Origin of the sequence: Kumtagia ephedrae, assembly GCF_003012745.1 — a bacterium.
GTDB classification, from domain to species: domain Bacteria; phylum Pseudomonadota; class Alphaproteobacteria; order Rhizobiales; family Rhizobiaceae; genus Kumtagia; species Kumtagia ephedrae.
The window spans coordinates 176,992-195,052 of the sequence record NZ_PXYK01000004.1 but is presented as its reverse complement, the minus strand read 5'-3'; the positions used below and the strand labels follow the sequence as shown (position 1 = coordinate 195,052).

At 65.7% G+C, this 18,061-nt stretch carries 13 protein-coding genes, 2 pseudogenes and 1 riboswitch; of the genes and pseudogenes, 5 read left to right on the top strand and 10 right to left on the bottom strand.

The genetic code is table 11. From position 1 onward, the window contains the following. Nucleotides 1-25 precede the first annotated feature (25 nt). Genes C7I84_RS05555 through C7I84_RS05545 form a run of 3 tightly spaced genes read left to right on the top strand, consistent with a single transcriptional unit; the run spans nucleotide 26 to nucleotide 3,881 of the window. Nucleotides 26-1,606: a sugar ABC transporter ATP-binding protein gene (locus C7I84_RS05555; RefSeq protein WP_106771159.1), complete on the top strand. Its 1,581-nt coding sequence runs from the start codon at nucleotides 26-28 to the stop codon at nucleotides 1,604-1,606. Continuing rightward, nucleotides 1,603-2,919 (top strand): ABC transporter permease, encoded by a 1,317-nt coding sequence (locus tag C7I84_RS05550; protein ID WP_106771158.1) that lies wholly within the window; start codon nucleotides 1,603-1,605, stop codon nucleotides 2,917-2,919. Before C7I84_RS05555 ends, C7I84_RS05550 begins: the two co-directional genes overlap by 4 nt. Then, complete coding sequence (locus C7I84_RS05545) at nucleotides 2,916-3,881, top strand: substrate-binding domain-containing protein (RefSeq protein ID WP_106771157.1); 966 nt, start codon at nucleotides 2,916-2,918, stop codon at nucleotides 3,879-3,881. Before C7I84_RS05550 ends, C7I84_RS05545 begins: the two co-directional genes overlap by 4 nt. A gap of 44 nt (nucleotides 3,882-3,925) precedes the next feature. On the opposite strand, the gene C7I84_RS05540 is transcribed toward C7I84_RS05545, so the two are convergent. The 8 genes from C7I84_RS05540 to C7I84_RS05505 all read right to left on the bottom strand — a co-directional run bounded on the left by C7I84_RS05540 (nucleotide 3,926) and on the right by C7I84_RS05505 (nucleotide 11,117). Further along, on the bottom strand, nucleotides 3,926-6,028 hold the full coding sequence (locus tag C7I84_RS05540; RefSeq protein ID WP_106771156.1) for an ASKHA domain-containing protein: 2,103 nt from the start codon (nucleotides 6,026-6,028) through the stop codon (nucleotides 3,926-3,928). After that, nucleotides 6,025-6,537, bottom strand: a complete 513-nt coding sequence (locus tag C7I84_RS05535) for a hypothetical protein (RefSeq protein WP_106771155.1) — start codon at nucleotides 6,535-6,537, stop codon at nucleotides 6,025-6,027. The genes C7I84_RS05540 and C7I84_RS05535 overlap by 4 nt, the downstream gene beginning before the upstream one ends. Nucleotides 6,538-6,545: 8 nt before the next feature. Further along, nucleotides 6,546-7,520, bottom strand: a complete 975-nt coding sequence (locus tag C7I84_RS05530) for a methyltetrahydrofolate cobalamin methyltransferase (RefSeq protein ID WP_106771154.1) — start codon at nucleotides 7,518-7,520, stop codon at nucleotides 6,546-6,548. A gap of 153 nt (nucleotides 7,521-7,673) precedes the next feature. Then, nucleotides 7,674-8,774: a methylenetetrahydrofolate reductase gene (locus C7I84_RS05525; RefSeq protein ID WP_106771153.1), complete on the bottom strand. Its 1,101-nt coding sequence runs from the start codon at nucleotides 8,772-8,774 to the stop codon at nucleotides 7,674-7,676. Then, nucleotides 8,771-9,415: a methylenetetrahydrofolate reductase C-terminal domain-containing protein gene (locus tag C7I84_RS05520; RefSeq protein WP_245428320.1), complete on the bottom strand. Its 645-nt coding sequence runs from the start codon at nucleotides 9,413-9,415 to the stop codon at nucleotides 8,771-8,773. The genes C7I84_RS05525 and C7I84_RS05520 overlap by 4 nt, the downstream gene beginning before the upstream one ends. Beyond that, the gene (locus tag C7I84_RS05515) at nucleotides 9,408-9,710 is read right to left on the bottom strand and encodes a virulence factor (RefSeq protein ID WP_106771152.1); all 303 of its coding nucleotides are present in this window, start codon (nucleotides 9,708-9,710) and stop codon (nucleotides 9,408-9,410) included. Before C7I84_RS05515 ends, C7I84_RS05520 begins: the two co-directional genes overlap by 8 nt. Nucleotides 9,711-9,834: 124 nt before the next feature. Then, on the bottom strand, nucleotides 9,835-10,749 hold the full coding sequence (locus C7I84_RS05510) for a fatty acid desaturase family protein (RefSeq protein WP_245428319.1): 915 nt from the start codon (nucleotides 10,747-10,749) through the stop codon (nucleotides 9,835-9,837). Between the two features lie 140 nt (nucleotides 10,750-10,889). Further along, nucleotides 10,890-11,117 carry a hypothetical protein gene (locus tag C7I84_RS05505; protein ID WP_106771151.1) on the bottom strand — a complete coding sequence of 76 codons (228 nt, stop codon included), beginning with the start codon at nucleotides 11,115-11,117 and terminating at the stop codon, nucleotides 10,890-10,892. A 165-nt stretch (nucleotides 11,118-11,282) separates the two neighbouring features. On the opposite strand from C7I84_RS05505, the gene metH reads away from it, so the two are divergent. Beyond that, complete coding sequence (gene metH / locus C7I84_RS05500; protein ID WP_207770970.1) at nucleotides 11,283-15,065, top strand: methionine synthase; 3,783 nt, start codon at nucleotides 11,283-11,285, stop codon at nucleotides 15,063-15,065. 254 nt (nucleotides 15,066-15,319) lie between these two features. Further along, nucleotides 15,320-15,943, top strand: a pseudogene (locus tag C7I84_RS05495) (class I SAM-dependent methyltransferase); the annotation flags it as partial. A 170-nt stretch (nucleotides 15,944-16,113) separates the two neighbouring features. Here the strand turns inward: C7I84_RS05495 and C7I84_RS05490 are convergent. Further along, nucleotides 16,114-16,311, bottom strand: a complete 198-nt coding sequence (locus C7I84_RS05490; RefSeq protein ID WP_106771148.1) for a hypothetical protein — start codon at nucleotides 16,309-16,311, stop codon at nucleotides 16,114-16,116. Continuing rightward, nucleotides 16,308-17,528, bottom strand: a pseudogene (locus C7I84_RS05485) (GTP-binding protein). The gene C7I84_RS05490 and the pseudogene C7I84_RS05485 overlap by 4 nt, the downstream one beginning before the upstream one ends. A 230-nt stretch (nucleotides 17,529-17,758) precedes the next feature. Further along, nucleotides 17,759-17,963, top strand: a riboswitch (cobalamin riboswitch). The last annotated feature ends 98 nt before the right edge of the window (nucleotides 17,964-18,061 follow it).

Sequence of the window (18,061 nt, the reverse complement as noted above, 5' to 3'; positions counted from 1 at the left end):
ACGTGGAAGGGAGGCCACTGTTGCCATGATCGAATCCGGCATTGCGCCTTTTGCGCCACACCGCCATCCCTCGGCCGGCCCGCTGCTTCGCGCTGCGAATGTCAGCAAGCGGTTCGGCGGCATCGCGGCGCTGACCGACGTTTCGTTCGAGCTCCGCCCCGGCGAGATCCATGCGCTGATGGGCGAGAATGGCGCCGGCAAGTCGACGCTGATGAAGATCGTCTCGGGGGTCTATGCCGAGTATGAGGGCCGGCTGGAGCTCGACGGCAGCACCGTCTCCTTCGCCAGCATCCGCCAGGCCGAGGCTGCAGGCATCGCCATCATCCACCAGGAGCTCAACCTCGTTCCCGAGCTGACCGTCGCCGACAACATCTTCCTCGGCCGCGAGAAGCGCATCGCCGGCGTGGTGATCGACAGGAAGGCGGCGCGCGCGGCGGCGCGGGACCTGCTCGGGCGGCTCGGCATCGAACTCGATCCTGACCAGCGCGTCGGCAGCCTTCGGGTCGGCGAGCAGCAACTGGTCGAGATCGCCAAGGCCTTGTCGCTGAACGCCCGCATGCTGATCATGGACGAGCCGACCTCGGCGCTGTCGCTGGCCGAATGCGAGCGGCTGTTCAAGATCGTGCGGCAGCTGGCCGGCGAGGGCGTGGCGATCGTCTACATCTCGCACCGCCTCGACGAGGTGACGCACCTGGCCGACCGCGTCACCGTTTTCAGGGACGGGCGGCATGTGCTGACAAGGCCGATCGGCGAGCTCGACCAAGACAAGATCATCGCCGCCATGGTCGGCCGCGCGCTTCTCTCCGCCGATCACGGCGACACCGGCAAGCGCGGCCCCGTCGTGCTGTCGGTGCGCGACCTCGTGCTGTCGAAGCCGCACCGGCGCGGCTGGCGCCAGGTTCTGAATGGCGTTGGCTTCGATCTGCATGCGGGCGAGGTGCTGGGCATCGGCGGGCTGCTCGGCTCCGGGCGCAGCGAGATCCTGGAAACCCTGTTCGGAGCGTCCGGCGGCCAGGCCGAGGGCGAGATCAGGCTGCACGGGAGCAGGGCCGACATCCGCTCGCCGCGAGACGCCAGGCGGCTAGGCCTTGCGCTCGTCACCGAGGACCGCAAGACCCAGGGCCTGCATCTCGGCGCATCGATCACCGACAATGTCGCGCTGCCGCTGGTGTCGCGGCTTTCGCGTTTCGGCATCCGCTCTTTTGCCGGAGAGGCCGCCCTGGCGCGCGCGGCCGTGAAATCGCTGGCGATCCGCTGCAGCGGTGTCGACCAGGCGGCGGGAACCCTGTCGGGCGGCAACCAGCAGAAGGTCGTCATGGGCAAATGGCTGGGCACGCGTCCAAAGGTGCTGCTGCTCGACGAGCCGACGCGCGGCATCGACGTCGGGGCCAAGCGCGAGATCTACGACCTGATCTTCCGGCTGGCTCGCGAGGAAGGGCTGGCGATCATGGTCGTCAGCTCGGAGCTGCCGGAGCTGCTGCTGTTGTCCGACCGGATCCTCGTCATGTCGGAGGGCCGGCAGCGCGGCATCGTGGCGCGCGCCGACGCCACCGAGGAGCGCATCATGCAGCTTGCCGCACCGCTCGCCGCGAAGGCCGCGGCATGAGCGGCGTGTTTCGCATCATCGCCCGTACTAAGCTTTATTGGGGGCTGATCGCCATCTTCCTGCTCGGCGTGCTCTCCTCGCCGGTCAGCTCGAAGGGCAACAACATCTTCCTGTCCTATGGCAACCTGCTCGACGTGCTCCGGCAGGTGTCGATAACCGGGCTGATCGCCACCGGCATGACGGCCGTCATCATCACCGGCGGCATCGACCTGTCGGTCGGCTCGCTGATGGCGATCGCCACCGTCGTCTGCGCCATGCTGCTCACCGTCGAAGGCGATACGCCCGCAGCCGCCATGGGCCTGCCGATGGCCGGCATCGTGGCGCTGGTCATCGGTTTCTCGGTCGTGCGCTTCGTCTTCGCCAATCTTGAGAAGGCGCGTCACGGCGGCGACATCGGCCGCGATGTCACGCTCGACCGGACGCGCGGCCTGCTCATCCCGCTCGCCGCCGGGGCGGCGCTGGCGGCGCTGCTGCTCTGGTACCTCGTCCCGCAGGTCTCGACCAAGTTCGGCGTGCTCGGCGTCCTCATCGTCGCCCCCTGCGTCGGTCTGTGCTTCGGCGCCATCAACGGCCTGCTGATCGTCGGCGGGCGGCTGCAGCCCTTCATAGTGACGCTCGCCATGATGGTGACGGCACTCGGCATCGCGCGGCTCACCGCCGGCCAGAACAACGCGGTGCTGCCGGTCTATACCGGCTCCAACGCGGTCGCCGAGTTCGACAGGCTGCGCTCGCTGGTGTTCGGGGTGATTCCGATGCCCGGCATCTTCTTCATTGCGGCCATCGTCATCTACGCCGCCGTGCTGCGGTTCACGCCGTTCGGCCGCTACGTCTATGCCATCGGCGGCAACGAGGAGGCGGCGCGGCTCTCCGGCATCGAGGCCGGCAAGGTCAAGATCGTCACCTATGCGGTCTCCGGTCTGCTCGCCGGCATCGCCGCGGTGCTCTACGTGGCGCAGTACCGCCAGGGCAAGCCGGACGCCGGCGCCGGGCTGGAGCTCGACGCCATCGCCGCGGTCGTCATCGGCGGCACCAGCCTGATGGGCGGGCGCGGCTCCATGGCCGGCACCTTCTGCGGCGTGCTGATCTTCGGGCTGCTCTCCAACATTTTGCAGCTCCACAACATCAACTCGAACCTTCAGCTCGTGCTGAAGGGCCTGATCATCGTCGGCACCGTGCTCGTCCAGGAGCGCAACGCCGCCGATCTCCTGAGCTTTGTGCGCCTGCCCGCGTTCCGGCCGGCGCAAAAGGATGCGTCCGCGGACAGGCGGCCGCAGCAACAAGCAGCACATAACAGTGGAGGAAATGTCGAATGAAACGGCGTGGTTTCCTGGGGCTTTCGGCCCTGACGGTTGCATTCATCGCCAGCACCGCGCTCACCGGCGCGGATGCGGTGGCGCAAGAGAAGAAATGGACGATCGGCTTCAGCCAGGCGACGACGATCGAGCCGTGGCGCGCGCAGTTCAACAAGGACATCATCGCGGAAGCCGCCAAGCATCCCGAGGTCGAGCTGATCGTCACCGACGGCGAGGACAAGACCGAGAAGCAGGTGGCAGACGTCGAGAACCTGATCCGCCAGGAGGTCGACGCGCTGCTGATCTCGCCGAAGGAGTCGGCGGGCCTCACCGGCGTCGTCCAGCAGGCGATCGAGGCGAACATCCCGGTGTTCGTGCTCGACCGCAACGTCGAGACCGACAAGTACACGCAGTTCGTCGGCGGCGACAACGTGCTGATCGGCCGGGCAGCGGGCGAATATGCGGTGGAGCTGCTCGGCGGGCCGGGCAAGGCGCAGGGCACCATCGTCGAGATCTGGGGCGGCATGGGCACGCAGCCGGCGCATGACCGCCACAACGGTTTTCACGAGTTCACCGACAAGGAGCCGGGAATCAAGAACCTGCTCGACAAGCAGTCCGGCGACTGGAAGCAGGATCAGGCCTACAACATCATGGCCAATGCGCTGAAGAGCAACGAGAAGATCGACCTGGTCTACGGCCACAACGATCCGATGGCCTACGGCGCCTATCTTGCCGCCAAGGACGCCGGCCGCGAGAAGGAGATAAAGTTCATCGGCATCGACGCCCTGCCGGGCGAGGGCGTGACCTGGGTGAAGAACGGCGAGCTGACCGCCACCTTCCTCTACGCCACGCCGGGCGCCGAAGGCCTGCGCCAGGCGGTCAAGCACCTCAACGGCGAGAAGGTCGAGAAGGCGATCGTGCTGCCGACGGAGAAGGTCACGGCGGAGAACGCCGAGGCCGTGCTCAAGGAAAAGGGCATGTGATTTCGGCCGGCCGGGCGCGGCGAGCGCCCGGCTTTCCCGATATTTCAGTCGCGCTGGCGTCGTGCCGCGCGTTCCTCGCGCGAGCGGCGGCGCGGGCTGCCGTCGCCGCCCGGCTGCTCGACCACCTTGCGCGGCGGCAGCTTCACCTGCTCCGCCAGCTTCGGGAAGGCGTCGACCTTGTTGGGCAACGCCATGGCGTTGACGAAGATCTGCTGGAAGCTGGGCTCCAGCGCCGTCTCGATCTTCTCGATCCGCGACACCTGCGTCTCGATCTCGCGGCGGTGGTCGCGGTTGAGCAGGGCCATCAGCGCGCCGGTGCCGGCGGCGTTGCCCACCGCCTTGACCTGCGACAGGTCGCAATCCGGGATCAGGCCGAGCACCATGGCGTATTTCGGATCGATGAAGGAGCCGAAGGCGCCGGCGAAGCGGATGGTGTCGACCGCCTCGACGCCCTGCTTTTCCATTAGCAGTTTCACGCCGGCATAGAGCGCGGCCTTGGCGAGCTGGATGGCGCGGATGTCGTTCTGCGTCACGGTGATGCGCGGCTCGCCCTGGCGGCCCTCGCGCAGCAGGTATGAGAAGGTGCGGCCGTTCGGCACGATGCGCGGGCTGCGCTCGGCCATGGCGCCGTCGATGACGCCGTCCTCGGAGATGATGCCGGTGAGGTACATCTCGGCGACGACCTCGATGATCGCCGAGCCGCAGATGCCGGTGACGCCTGTCGCCCAGGAGGCTTCTTCGAAACCCTCTTCGTCCGACCACTTGTCGGTTCCGATGACGCGATATCTGGGCTCCAGCGTCTCGGGATCGATGCGCACCCGCTCGATGGCACCGGGTGCCGCGCGCTGGCCGGACGAAATCTCGGCGCCCTCGAAAGCGGGGCCGGTCGGCGACGAGGCGGCGACGACGCGGGTGCGGTTGCCGAGCACGATCTCGGCATTGGTGCCGACGTCGACCAGCAGCATCATCCCGTCCTGCCGATAAGGCCCTTCCGACAGCGTGGCGCCGGCGGCATCGGCGCCGACATGGCCGGCGATGCAAGGCAGCGTGTAGAGCCTGGCGCCCGGCGCCACCTCGATGTCGATCTCATGCGCCCAGAACTGCAGGGCGCCCGACACGGCCAGCGCGAACGGCGCCTGGCCGAGCTCGGTCGGGTCGATGCCGAGGAACAGATGGTGCATGATCGGGTTGCCGACGAACACGCAGTCGAAAATGTCGTGGCGGTCGACGCCGCCTTCCTCGCACACTTTTCCGATCAGCGTATTGACCGCCTCGCGCACCGCCCTGGTCATCGCCTCGCGGCCATCGGGGTTCATCATCACGTAGGAGACGCGGCTCATCAGATCCTCGCCGAAGCGGATCTGCGGGTTCGACGTTCCCGACGAGGCGACGATGCGGCCCGACAGCAGCGACACCAGATGCATGGCGATGGTGGTCGAGCCGATGTCGCAGGCGATGCCGTAGGCCTCGTTCTTCAAACCGGGATAGAGGTCGATGATGAAGGGACGCGAAGAGTCCATGTCGCGGTGAACGACCGCGGTGACGCCCCATTTGCCCTCGCTGACCTCGGGCTGGTCGGGCAGCTTCGTGCGCAAAATCTTCTGGATCTTCGGGATCAGGTGGGGGGCGACCAGAAGGTCCTTCCAACCCCAGTCCTTTTCCAGCGACACTTTCAGCCGGTCGAGGTCGCCGAGCGGCTTGTGCATGTCAGGCTCCTCAACCTCGACATAGCAGAGCTGCACGGCCGCGTTGCGCTCGATCACCCGGTCGGTGGCGGCTTTTCGCACCACCTGGGCGTTGATGACGGTGTCCTGCGGCACGTCGATGACGAGATCGCCCTGCACGGTGGCCGAGCAGGAGAGGCGGCGATGCTCGGGCAGGCCGCGCACCCGCTCGTAGCGCTCCTCCTTCGGGCCCTTTGGCGAGATGTGGTCGAGCGTCGAGACGATCTTGTGTTTGGCGAAATTGCCTTCCTGCACCTCGATCTGGCAGCGGCCGCAGGTCGCGCGCCCGCCGCACACGCTCTCCACATAGACGCCAAGCGAGCGCGCGGCGTCGAGCAGCGGCGTGCCGACCGGAAACCGCCCGCGCTTGCCGGACGGCATGAACAGGACGAGGGGGTCGGTGATGTTGGGGGGCGGGTTCATTGGTGGCCGCTTATTTCTTGTCCGAGCAATTTGCCAAGGAGATGCTCAAGCGACTGAACCTTGGTAAATTTATTGGCGGGTATGTCCCGGTGGTTCTGACGTTGGGGCTTCAAACCGTCTGACTTGGGCGTGGTTCTTTTCGTGGTCTTGAAGTCATCCAATGCCGGCAGAGGTAATCCAGGCTCATTGGCGCCGAAAAACCAATACCTCTCCATATCGAGATTGTCAGAGATTTCGATAAAAATGGCGCATCCACTGGGGCGCCTAGCTAGCATGTTAGACACGCTGATCTTCTTGAGCGTCAAACCAGACTTCAGTTGGATGTGCCTAACGATTTGGCCTTTGCTGAGAACCAGATCGTAGCCATAACCGTCGAACTCCGACCGCAGAATCTCTGCGTCCACAATTCCAGCGTTCCAGAGAACTTTAAGAGCGGCGCCAATAAACTGGTGCTCGATTATGTTCTCTCGAAGCGACGAGTTGTGAGAATGTTGCTCTTTGGCAACCATAGCGGCGCCTACCCCCGCGCCATCCGTGCCTCGCGGCCGCCGCGCCGTCTGCCGCCCCCCGCAGCCGCGCCCTCGGCGCCCGGCGTGACCACGGCGACCGGCGGCGGCGCGGCGTGCTCGCCCGGCTTGAAATCCTTGTAGGTCTTGATCCAGGTCATGCAGTCCCTGTCGGTGCCGTTGAGCACGTTGGCGGCGCGAACCGCCTCCATTTCCTGCGGGCGGACCGGGTTCATGATCGCCGAGGTCATGCCGGCGCCGATCACCATCGGGATGAAGCCGGCGTTGATGCCGTGGCGGTGCGGCAGGCCGAAGGAGATGTTGGAGAGGCCGCAGGTGGTGTTGACCTTGAGTTCCTCGCGCAGGCGGCGCAGCAGCGCGAACACCTGGCGGCCGGCATCGCCCAGCGCGCCGATCGGCATGACCAGCGGGTCGACCACCACGTCATGCGCCGGAATGCCGAAATCCGCGCAGCGCTCGACAATCTTCTTGGCGACCGCGAAGCGCACGTCCGGGTCCATCGAGATGCCGGTCTCGTCGTTGGAGATGGCGACGACCGGAACGTTGTATTTCTTCACCAGCGGCAGGATCGCTTCCAGCTTCTCCTCCTCGCCTGTCACCGAATTCACCAGCGGCCGGCCCTTTGCCACCTTCAGCGCGGCCTCGATGGCGGCGCTGACGGAGGAGTCGATCGACAGCGGCAGGTCGACCGTCTGCTGGACGATCTCCAGCGTCTGCACGAGCAGCGCCGGCTCCGTGGCGTTCGGGTCGACCGCGGTGACGCCGGCATTGACGTCGAGCATGGTGGCGCCGGCGGCGGCCTGCGCGATCGCGTCCTTGATGACCGTCTCGAAATTGCCGGCTGACATTTCGGCCGCCAGCTTCTTGCGGCCGGTCGGATTGATGCGCTCGCCGATGACGCAGAAGGGCTGATCGAAGCCGATGACGATTTCGCGGGTCGCCGAGGCGACGATCGTGCGGGTCATGGAGTTCTCCGTTCGGGGATATAAAGAGTTGGTTATATCGTTAGTGGTGAATGGTGAATAGTGAACGGTGATTATGGAAGCGGTCGGTGCGGAGGCTCACTTGCCGTCGCTGCAAATCCAAGCTTCCGCCCATTCACCATTCACCATTCACCATTAGTGGGCCGTCTTCACCATATCGACCTGAGTTTCGGTGACGTCGTCGTGCAGGATGTGGCCGAGTCGCTCGGCGACCCTCTGGTCGTCGGCACGGGCTTCGCGCTTCCAGGGCTGGCGACCTTTCAGCACGCCGCTCTCGTCGACGATCTCGGCGACATATTCCTCCTGGCGGTAGGCCATCACATGGACTCCGGAGACGCCGGGGATTTCCTTTACCTCGTTGATGATGTCGATGCAGAGCTTCTTGCCCTCGGCCTTCTGGTCCTGGGCGCCTTCCAGCCGCGTGATGATGGCATCAGGGATGTGGATGCCCGGCACGTTGGAGCGGATCCATTTCGCCGTCTTGGCGGAGGCCAGCGGGCCGACCCCGACGAGGATAAAAACCTTCTCGTCGAAGCCGAGATCGCGCACCCGCTGCATGAAGTCCCTGAACATCGGCACGTCGAAGCAGTACTGGCTCTGCACGAACTGCGCTCCGGCGGCGATCTTCTTGCCGAGGTGCAGCGGGCGGAAATCGTAGGGCGGGGCGAACGGATTGACGGCCGCGCCGAGGAAGAGCTGCGGCGGGGTGGTCAGCTTGCGCCCCGACAGGAATTTCCCATTGTCGCGCATGATGCGCACGGTTTCGAGCAGCGACATGGAATCGAGGTCGAACACCGGCTTGGCGCCGGGCTGGTCGCCGGCCTGCACGCCGTCGCCGGTGAGGCACAGGATGTTGGAGACGCCCATCGCGGCGGCGCCCAGCACGTCGCCCTGGATGGCGATGCGGTTCCTGTCGCGGCAGGCGATCTGCATGATCGGGGCATAGCCCATGCGGGTCAGCAGCGCGCAGATGCCGACCGACGACATGTGGCAGTTGGCGCCCGACGCGTCGACCGCATTGATGCCGTCGACCCAGCCATCGAAGATTTTCGCGCGGTTGTAGACGTCTTCCGGATCGGCGCTGTCCGGCGGGTTGAGTTCGGTAGTGACGGCGAACTCGCCACGCCGCAGCACCCGCTCCAGCCGGCCGCGCGAAGAATGGCCGGGCAGCGGCTCCAGCGGCAGGTGGATGCCGGCCGGGTTCTCGTCGCGCTGCACGGAACGGCGCTCGATCATGCGGCTACCTTCGCCTGTTCCCGCTCGGCCGCGGCGCGAGCCGTGACGCGCAACCAGGCCGAGGTCTCGCGCAGCGACTGGTCGACCGGCTTCTGCACGGCGAGGATGGCGTCGCCCTTGACCATGTTGCGCGAGCCTTCCCAGGCCTTCACCCAGACGCAGGGCATGTCGGGCTCGACCTCGCAATTGCCGTTGGCGCGCACCCCGCCACAGGGGCCGTTGCGCAACTGCTTCGGGCAGTTCATCGGACAGGACATGCCGGTGGAGGACAGGATGCACTGGCCGCACATGCGGCAGTCGAACATGAAACCCTTGACCCGCTTCTCGACGAATTTAACCGGCGCTTCAACGCGGCCGTAGCCAAGACCCTTCCACAGCGGATGGAGGAGCAGGAAGACGTCGGCGAAGCGGGCATAAAACCATTCGAGCAGGCGCGAATGGCGGATCGCCCACAGCCGCACCGAATAGGAGCGCTGCACGCGCCGCTGCGGCGATACGTCGGCGGGCTTGTAATCGCTCTTCGGCGCCGCCTTCTTGACGATGGTCGCCTGGGTGACACCGCCGCCTGCCGGCGGTGTCACGACGGGCGTGCCGTTGGCCGGCCCCTTGGCCGTCGTGGAGTTCGGGTGGGGCTCAGACATTTTCCTTGCCGCCGGATTTCGCGAGAGCGACCAGCCGCTCCCGGCCATACTTGGCGTCGATCTCGACCGCCGCCTTGTCGGCTTCCGCTTCGAGGTCGTCGCCGACGGGCACCGGATCGGCCTTGCGCCACTCCGCCAGATAGGCGTCGGTCTCGGCCGCGCCCGAGCGCATCGCCGCCATGTCGATCGCCTCGGTGAAGCGCAGCGGCAACTTGCGCTTGGCGCTCTGCCGGCCTCGTTTCACGATGACCTGGGCGGGGATGTCGCGCCAGTAGACGACGATGAGATCGGCCATTCGCAACTCGCGTGTTTCTGTTGCGCGAGCATTGCCGGAAGGGGGAGGGGCCCGCTTCTCATCCGGCGACGCGCGGGCCTTCAAAAGCGACGCGCACCGACATCGCGGACAGGGCGTATCCGGCTTACCGGAACAGGTGCCGCTTCAGGTCGGCGGCCAGCTTGCGATGGAAACGGACGTAACCCTTTTCGGTGCTGCGCAAGTGCTCGGCGGCGATCCGATGAAATCGCGGCAATTGGTGGAACGGCACGGTCGGATAGGAATGATGCTCGGCGTGGTAGGGCATGTTCCAGGCGAAGAACCGGACGAGCCCCGTGGTGAAGATCGTGCGGGTGTTTTCGAGCATGTTGGCGACATGCGGGCAGCGCGTGTGCTCGGCCAGCAGATAGGCGCGCAGGAATGGCTGGCCGACCAGGGCAGGCACGATCCAGACCCACAGAAGGATGCTCGACCCGGCGACCAGGGAACTCGCCAGGAGCACGGCATAAAGCGCGAGAAAAACGCGGGCTTCCCATCGGATTTTCGGCCGGCCCTTCTCCGGAACGAAGCTGTCGCGGTTTTTCCCGGCCGCATTCGCGAAAACAACCCGCACCATGGCGATCCAGTACGGAATGCCGGAGAGATAGAGCAGGTACTGGCCCAGCGTCTCCGGCTTCGGCGTCATGAGCTCGGGATCGTTGTCCGGATCGTGCGTGTGGCGGTGATGGGCGAAATGAAAATAACGGAACCAGTCCGGCGGAAGCAGGATCATGAAACCCGAGGTGAAGGCGGCGGCACGGTTCAGCCAGGGCGTCTCGAAAGCGGTGTCGTGGATCGTTTCGTGCAGCAGGGTGAACAGGAAGACGACGAGCACGCCCTGCGGCAGCATCAGCAGCGGCCAGAACGGAATTTCCAGAATGATCGGGATGGCGAGCAGAACGATCAGGCCGCCATGAACGGCGAGGCGAAACAGGCCCGGCCGGTCGGCCTTCGCGGTGATGAGCCGGCGCTGCTCGGGCGACAGTTGCGCGATGACCGCGCGGTGATCGATGTCCGACATGGGCGGACATCTAACGGCAAAATCGCCGGCCGGTAAATGCCGGCTGCCTATGCGGCCTACGGTGCGGTTGCCTTCCGACGAATGCAAGAAAGCCCGCCGGCCAGCGTGCTGCCCGGCGGGAATGCTTTCAAGACGGCACGCTATTTCGCCGCCTTGGCCGCGCGCTTTGCCGGTGCACCGGAAACATCGAGCAGCGCCGCGAGCTGGTCGAGGGTTTCCTTGACGCCGAGCACGCGCGGCCGACCGTCAACCGTATCGCCAAGCAGATAAACCGAAGAGCCGCCCGACTCCCGCGCAGTCACATGCGTTACCTTGTCGACCGCAAGCAGTACGGTCTCATCCCTTACACTGGTCAGCTTGATCCACATGCGTCCTCTCCCATTTACCCCGGCAGCTTAGCGCAGCCGCAGGTTGGAAGGGAACGGCCTGGACAATCGATTTCCATCTCGGCAAGTCTTACGAATGGCATGTTGACATAAAGATGTCTTTATGTGATTGCATGAATGTCGCATCGGAAATGAAGAGTGTCGCAAATGCCCTCTGTCGAAGAACTCTTCGGGCCGGTGGCAGCCAAGCCGGACGGTTCCGAAATCCTCGCCGCCTTGCAGGCGGCCGCGCGTGAGCGCATCCTCGTCCTCGACGGCGCCATGGGCACCCAGATCCAAGGGCTCGGCCTCGACGAGGACCATTTCCGCGGCGACCGGTTCGCCGGCTGCGCCTGCCACCAGCAGGGCAACAACGACTTGCTGATCCTCACCCAGCCGAAGGCGATCGAGGAGATCCACTACAAGTATGCCAAGGCCGGCGCCGACATCATCGAGACCAACACCTTCTCCTCGACCCGCATCGCGCAGGCCGACTATGCGATGGAGGACGCGGTCTACGAGCTCAATCGCGACGGCGCGCGGCTGGTGCGCCGCGCCGCCATCCGGGCCGAGCAGGAGGACGGCAGGCGCCGCTTCGTCGCCGGCGCGCTCGGGCCCACCAACCGCACGGCGTCGATCTCGCCCGACGTCAACAATCCGGGCTACCGCGCCGTCACCTTCGACGATCTCAGGCTCGCTTATGGCGAGCAGCTGCGCGGCCTGATCGACGGCGGCTCCGACATCATCCTGATCGAGACCATTTTCGACACGCTGAACGCCAAGGCGGCGATCTTCGCCTGCGAGGAGATTTTTGGCGAAAAGGGCGTGCGGCTGCCGATCATGATTTCCGGCACCATCACCGACCTGTCCGGCCGCACGCTGTCCGGCCAGACGCCGACCGCCTTCTGGCATTCCGTGCGCCACGCGAAGCCGTTCACCATCGGGCTGAACTGCGCGCTCGGCGCCAATGCCATGCGGCCGCATCTCGCCGAACTGTCGGACGTGGCGGAGACCTTCACCTGCGCCTATCCCAATGCCGGCCTGCCCAACGCCTTCGGCCAGTATGATGAGAGCCCCGACTTCATGGCCGCCCAGGTCGAGGAGTTTGCGCGCGAGGGGCTGATCAACGTCGCCGGCGGCTGCTGCGGCTCGACGCCGGAGCATATCCGCGCCATCGCCGAGGCGGTCGGCCGGCATGCGCCGCGCCAGCCGGCCAAGCGGCCGGTGCAGATGCGGCTGTCGGGCCTGGAGCCGTTCACGCTCACCGAGGAAATCCCCTTCGTCAATGTCGGCGAGCGCACCAACGTCACCGGCTCGGCGAAGTTCAGGAAGCTGATCACCGCCGGGGACTACGCGACCGCGCTCGATGTTGCCCGCGACCAGGTGGAAAACGGCGCGCAGATCATCGATGTCAACATGGACGAAGGCCTGATCGATTCGAAGAAGGCGATGGTCGAATATCTCAACCTGATCGCCGCCGAACCGGACATCGCCAAGGTCCCGGTCATGATCGACTCGTCCAAATGGGAGGTGATCGAGGCCGGCCTGAAATGCGTGCAGGGCAAGCCGATCGTCAACTCGATCTCGATGAAGGAAGGCGAGGAGGCATTCCTGCACCATGCCAGGCTGTGCCGGGCCTACGGCGCGGCGGTGGTCGTCATGGCCTTCGACGAGGTGGGGCAGGCCGACACCAGGGCGCGAAAAGTCGAGATATGCAGCCGCGCCTACAAGCTTCTGACGGAAAAGGCCGGCTTCGCGCCCGAAGACATCATTTTCGACCCCAACGTGTTCGCGGTCGCCACCGGCATCGAGGAGCACGACAATTACGGCGTCGACTTCATCGAGGCGACCGGCGAGATCATCGACACGCTGCCGCATGTGCATATCTCCGGCGGCGTCTCGAACCTCTCCTTCTCCTTCCGCGGCAACGAGCCGGTGCGCGAGGCCATGCACGCGGTCTTCCTCTACCACGCCATCCAGCGCGGGATGGACATGGGCATCGTCAATGCCGGCCAGCTCGCCGTCTACGAATCGATCGATCCGGAGCTGCGCGAGGCCTGCGAGGACGTCGTGCTGAACCGCCAGCCGAAGGCCGGCGGCACGGCGACGGAGCGGATGCTGGAGATCGCCGAGCGCTTCAAGGGTGCCGGCGGCGGACAGGCGAAGGAGAAAGATCTCGCCTGGCGCGAACGGTCGGTCGAGAAGCGGCTGGAGCACGCGCTGGTCAACGGCATCACCGAGTTCATCGAGGCCGACACCGAGGAGGCGCGGCAAAAGGCGGAACGTCCGCTGCACGTCATCGAAGGACCGCTGATGGCCGGCATGAACGTCGTCGGCGACTTGTTCGGGTCCGGAAAAATGTTCCTGCCGCAGGTGGTGAAGTCGGCCCGCGTGATGAAGCAGGCGGTGGCGGTGCTGTTGCCCTATATGGAGGCCGAAAAGGCGGCCAATGGGGGAACGGAGCGCCGGAGCGCCGGAAAAATCCTGATGGCGACGGTGAAGGGCGACGTCCACGACATCGGCAAGAACATCGTCGGCGTCGTGCTCGCCTGCAACAATTACGAGATCATCGACCTCGGCGTCATGGTGCCGGCGACGAAAATCCTGCAGACGGCGCGCGACGAGAAGGTGGACGTGATTGGCCTGTCCGGCCTGATCACGCCGTCGCTCGACGAGATGGTGCATGTCGCCTCCGAGATGGAGCGCGAGGGATTCGACATCCCGCTGCTGATCGGCGGCGCCACCACCAGCCGCGTGCATACGGCCGTGAAGATCCATCCGCGCTACGATCGCGGCCAGGCCGTCTACGTCACCGACGCCAGCCGCGCCGTCGGCGTGGTGTCGAGCCTGCTGTCGCCGGAGATGAAGCCCGGCTATGTCGGAACCGTTCAGGCCGAGTACCGCAAGGTCGCCGAGGCGCACGAGCGCTCCGAGCGCGAGAAGCAGCGGCTGCCGCTGGCGCGCGCCCGCGCCAACGCCCACAGGATCGACTGGGCGGGCTACACGCCGCCGAAGCCGTCCTTCCTCGGCACGAAGGTGTTCGAGAGCTGGGACCTTGCCGAGCTGGCGCGCTACATCGACTGGACGCCGTTCTTCCAGACCTGGGAGCTGAAGGGGCGTTATCCCAAAATCCTCGAGGACGAGAAGCAGGGCGCGGCGGCGCGCCAGCTCTTCGACGACGCCCAGGCGATGCTGAAGAAGATCATCGACGAAAAGTGGTTCGCGCCGAAGGCCGTCATCGGCTTCTGGCCGGCCAACGCCGTCGGCGACGACGTCAGGCTGTTCACCGACGAGGGCAGGGCGCAGGATCTCGCCACCTTCTTCACGCTCCGCCAGCAGCTGCAAAAACGCGACGGCAAGGCGAATGTGGCGCTCTCCGACTTCGTCGCGCCGCTGGCCAGCGGCAAGCCGGACTATGTCGGCGGCTTCGTAGTGACGGCCGGCATCGAGGAGGTGGCGATCGCCGAGCGCTTCGAGCGCGCCAACGACGACTATTCCTCCATCCTGGTGAAGGCGCTGGCCGACCGTTTCGCGGAAGCCTTCGCCGAGCGCATGCACGAGAAGGTACGCAAGGAGTTCTGGGGCTATGCCGCGCAGGAGGATTTTTCGTCCGACGAACTGATCGGCGAGGGTTATCAGGGCATCCGGCCGGCGCCGGGCTATCCCGCCCAGCCCGACCACACGGAGAAGGTCACGCTGTTCCGGCTGCTCGACGCCGAGAAGAACGCCGGCGTCAGCCTGACCGAGAGCATGGCGATGTGGCCGGGCTCGTCGGTCTCCGGCATCTACCTGTCGCATCCCGAGAGCTACTATTTCGGCGTCGCCAAGGTCGAGCGCGACCAGGTCGAGGACTACGCCGCCCGCAAGGACATGGGCGTGGCCGAGGTCGAGCGCTGGCTCGGGCCGATCCTCAACTACGTGCCGGGACCGGTCGCCGCGGCCGCGGAATAGGACCGGGCGACTTCCGGGCATCGAGCGTGCCGTGACGTGCCTGAGAAGCGCGCGCAGGCTGGCGCGTTCCGCGGCGAACGACCCCGCATTCACGCATTCCGCTTTCGGCAGCCATCAGATACGACCGATTCTTGGCAGGGTCTCGGATCAAATTTCTGCTATGTAGGAAGCAGATCGCCCGCGATGTCGCCAACAGCCAAAGTGCGAGGGGCACAACGGGCCTCTCGTTCATGGGGTTAGGGAGGAGCGCCGGGATGAGCACCGACCGGGATACCGTGCGGTCCTATGATACGGTCGCGGCGGAGTACGCTGCCGAGGCAGCGGCGGTGCCCGAATGGGTCGCGACGGAGATCGATGCGTTCGTGGCCGAGCTGGGTGGCTCGGGCAGGGTGCTGGAGATCGGAAGCGGCGGCGGGCGAGATGCACTTGAGCTTGAGAAGCGGGGAATCAGCGTCCGGCGCACCGACATTTCAAATGGTTTCGTCGAACTGCTCCGCGAGGCCGGCTTCGAGGCCGACCTGTTGGACCCTCTGACCGATGACCTGGCCGACCCGCGGCGTCCCGGTATGCCGTACAACGGAATCTGGGCCTGTGCCTCTCTTATTCACGTCGCGCGCGAGGATTTCAGCACGGTGCTTGGACGGCTTGCCGAGGCGACCCGGACCGATGGCCGATTGCACGTCTCTGTCAGAGAGGGCGATGGCGAGGATGTTTCCACATACGGCGGCGCTGCGGCGCCTCGGCGCTACGTCGAGACGTACTGGCGCGAGGCTGCCCTGCGGTCCGCACTCACGAAGGCCGGCTGGATCGTCAGCCAGATACGTCCGTGCATCGGAAGGCCCGATGATCGGTGGCTGAGCGTTCGGGCGAGACGGGCACGACGCACGCAGACTCTGGGCCTGGATTGGCCTTCCGGTTCGGGTCGAGAGTCGAAACTCAAACCGAGATAATATTCGGTTCTTCGCCGGCTTGGCTTCGCCGCTGCGAGGCGTGAGACCGTGCTTTTGCCACCGATACGGGTTCCGGCGCGAGCCGACCGCGACGCAACTCAGTCGCCGGCCTGCTCGTGGTGATCCGCTTGCAGGCAAGCATCAGCCTCGTCGCAGGTGAAGCGCGACGCCCTGTCCCCCTCTCTTTCCTGTGTCGGGTCGTCTCGGACGCCGTCCGGCTCGCCGGCCGGATGGCAGGCGCAGGGCGGACGAGCCGCCGCGCTGCCGGCCACCTTGCGCAAAAAACGCAGCATCATGCCGCCCGCTCCCATGAGGGGAACGGATCGGGCAGGCCGCGCCAGCGGGCCGGCATGAAGCCGGTTTCGGCGACGAGGCAGGCGTCCAGCTCTGCCCTGATCGCCTTCTCGTCCATCGGGTCGCAGCCAATGAAGACGATCTCCTGGCGCCGGTCGCCCCATACCGGATCGAGATAGGGCCGCATCGCGGCGCGCCATTCGGGATGGTCGGGCCATTGGTCCTTCGGCACGGCGGCCCACCACAGTCCGCGCTTGCCCGTCCGCACCAGCGCGCCGGCCTGGCTGAGCTCGCCGACATGGTGCGGACGGGTCGCCAGCCAGAAAAAACCCTAGGCGCGCACCACCCCCGGCCAGGGCCGGTTGACGAAAGCCTTCAAGCTAACCGGGTCGAAAGGCTGGCGCGCGCGGTAGACGAAGGAGCGGATGCCGTATTCCTCCGTCTCCGGGACGTGGTCGCCGAAACCGTTCAACTCCTTGAACCACAGCGGATGCTGCTGCGCCTTTTCGAGGTCGAAGCGGCCAGTGTCGAGCACCTGATCGAGCCCGACTCTGCCGAAATCGGTTTCGGCCAGCGCGGCATCCGGGTTCAGCGCGCGGACGATCTTGCGCGCAAGGTCGAGATCGTGCGGGGCGGCTTCCGAGACCTTGTTGAGCACGACGACGTCGGCGAATTCGATCTGCTCCACCAGGAGATCGACCAGCGCGCGGTCGTCCCCCTCTCCGGCCGTCTCGCCGCGATCGCGCAAAAAATCCTGCGAGGAATAGTCCTTAAGCAGGCTCGCCGCGTCGACGACCGTGACCATGGTGTCGAGCCGGGCGACGTCCGACAGGCTGTCGCCGCTGTCGTCGCGGAAATCGAAGGTGGTGGCGACCGGCAGAGGCTCGGCGATTCCTGTGCCCTCGATCAGCAGATAGTCGAAGCGGTCTTGCTCGCACAGCCGGCGCACCTCCTTCAAAAGGTCGTCGCGCAGCGTGCAGCAGATGTAGCCATTGGTCATCTCCACCAGCTGCTCTTCCGTGCGCGAAAGATTCGCGCCGCCGTCGCGCACCAGCGCGGCGTCGATGTTCACCTCGCTCATGTCGTTGACGATGACGGCGACGCGCCGGCCCTCGCGGTTGTTGAGCACGTGGTTGAGCAGCGTCGTCTTGCCGGCGCCGAGGAAGCCGGAGAGGACGGTGACGGGAAGGCGTTTTGTCGGCTTGGCTGCGTCGGGCATGTTTTGGAATCCGTTCGGAGCTGGGGGATGCATCCGGCCCGAGTGCCCGGGCCGGATGCGGACGATCGCTTGGGAGGAACGACCATTCGTCCCGGCGAGGTATTCGCATTCACCGGAGCTGTAACGTAATAACATAACAAATCGGGAGAGCAAGCCCCGCTATTTTTCCGGCGTCGCTGGAGACGCAGCCGAAGTCGCATTCTCGCGGGACGCCGGCCGCGCCCTCTGGTCTGATGATCCCCGTTCAAGGTGCCCTTCGGCGACAGGCCGCGGGGAGAATTGGGAAGCCGGTTTGATGCCGGCGCTGCCCCCGCAACGGTATCGAAGTTTTCGTCTCGACGGGAGACCACTGGGCAAATGCCCGGGAAGGTGTCGGGACGGGCCTGCCAAGGCCAGCTTCGGAGCCCGGAAACCAGCCTTGAAGCATCGGAACCCGACTGATCGCGGTGGGCGGTCAAGAGGCGGAAGCGCTCGGCCGGTCGCAGCCCGACTGCCGTCGCCGATCCTCCTTTCATCACCACCAGTTCAGTCCT

Excerpts from the sequence above, each read along its gene's own strand:
- C7I84_RS05555 (WP_106771159.1), top strand. The coding sequence starts at position 26 with ATGATCGAATCCGGCATTGCGCCTTTTGCGCCACACCGCCATCCCTCG.
- C7I84_RS05550 (WP_106771158.1), top strand. The coding sequence starts at position 1,603 with ATGAGCGGCGTGTTTCGCATCATCGCCCGTACTAAGCTTTATTGGGGG.
- C7I84_RS05545 (WP_106771157.1), top strand. The coding sequence starts at position 2,916 with ATGAAACGGCGTGGTTTCCTGGGGCTTTCGGCCCTGACGGTTGCATTC.
- C7I84_RS05540 (WP_106771156.1), bottom strand. The coding sequence starts at position 6,028 with ATGAACCCGCCCCCCAACATCACCGACCCCCTCGTCCTGTTCATGCCG.
- C7I84_RS05535 (WP_106771155.1), bottom strand. The coding sequence starts at position 6,537 with ATGGTTGCCAAAGAGCAACATTCTCACAACTCGTCGCTTCGAGAGAAC.
- C7I84_RS05530 (WP_106771154.1), bottom strand. The coding sequence starts at position 7,520 with ATGACCCGCACGATCGTCGCCTCGGCGACCCGCGAAATCGTCATCGGC.
- C7I84_RS05525 (WP_106771153.1), bottom strand. The coding sequence starts at position 8,774 with ATGATCGAGCGCCGTTCCGTGCAGCGCGACGAGAACCCGGCCGGCATC.
- C7I84_RS05520 (WP_245428320.1), bottom strand. The coding sequence starts at position 9,415 with ATGTCTGAGCCCCACCCGAACTCCACGACGGCCAAGGGGCCGGCCAAC.
- C7I84_RS05515 (WP_106771152.1), bottom strand. The coding sequence starts at position 9,710 with ATGGCCGATCTCATCGTCGTCTACTGGCGCGACATCCCCGCCCAGGTC.
- C7I84_RS05510 (WP_245428319.1), bottom strand. The coding sequence starts at position 10,749 with ATGTCGGACATCGATCACCGCGCGGTCATCGCGCAACTGTCGCCCGAG.
- C7I84_RS05505 (WP_106771151.1), bottom strand. The coding sequence starts at position 11,117 with ATGTGGATCAAGCTGACCAGTGTAAGGGATGAGACCGTACTGCTTGCG.
- metH (WP_207770970.1), top strand. The coding sequence starts at position 11,283 with ATGCCCTCTGTCGAAGAACTCTTCGGGCCGGTGGCAGCCAAGCCGGAC.
- C7I84_RS05490 (WP_106771148.1), bottom strand. The coding sequence starts at position 16,311 with ATGATGCTGCGTTTTTTGCGCAAGGTGGCCGGCAGCGCGGCGGCTCGT.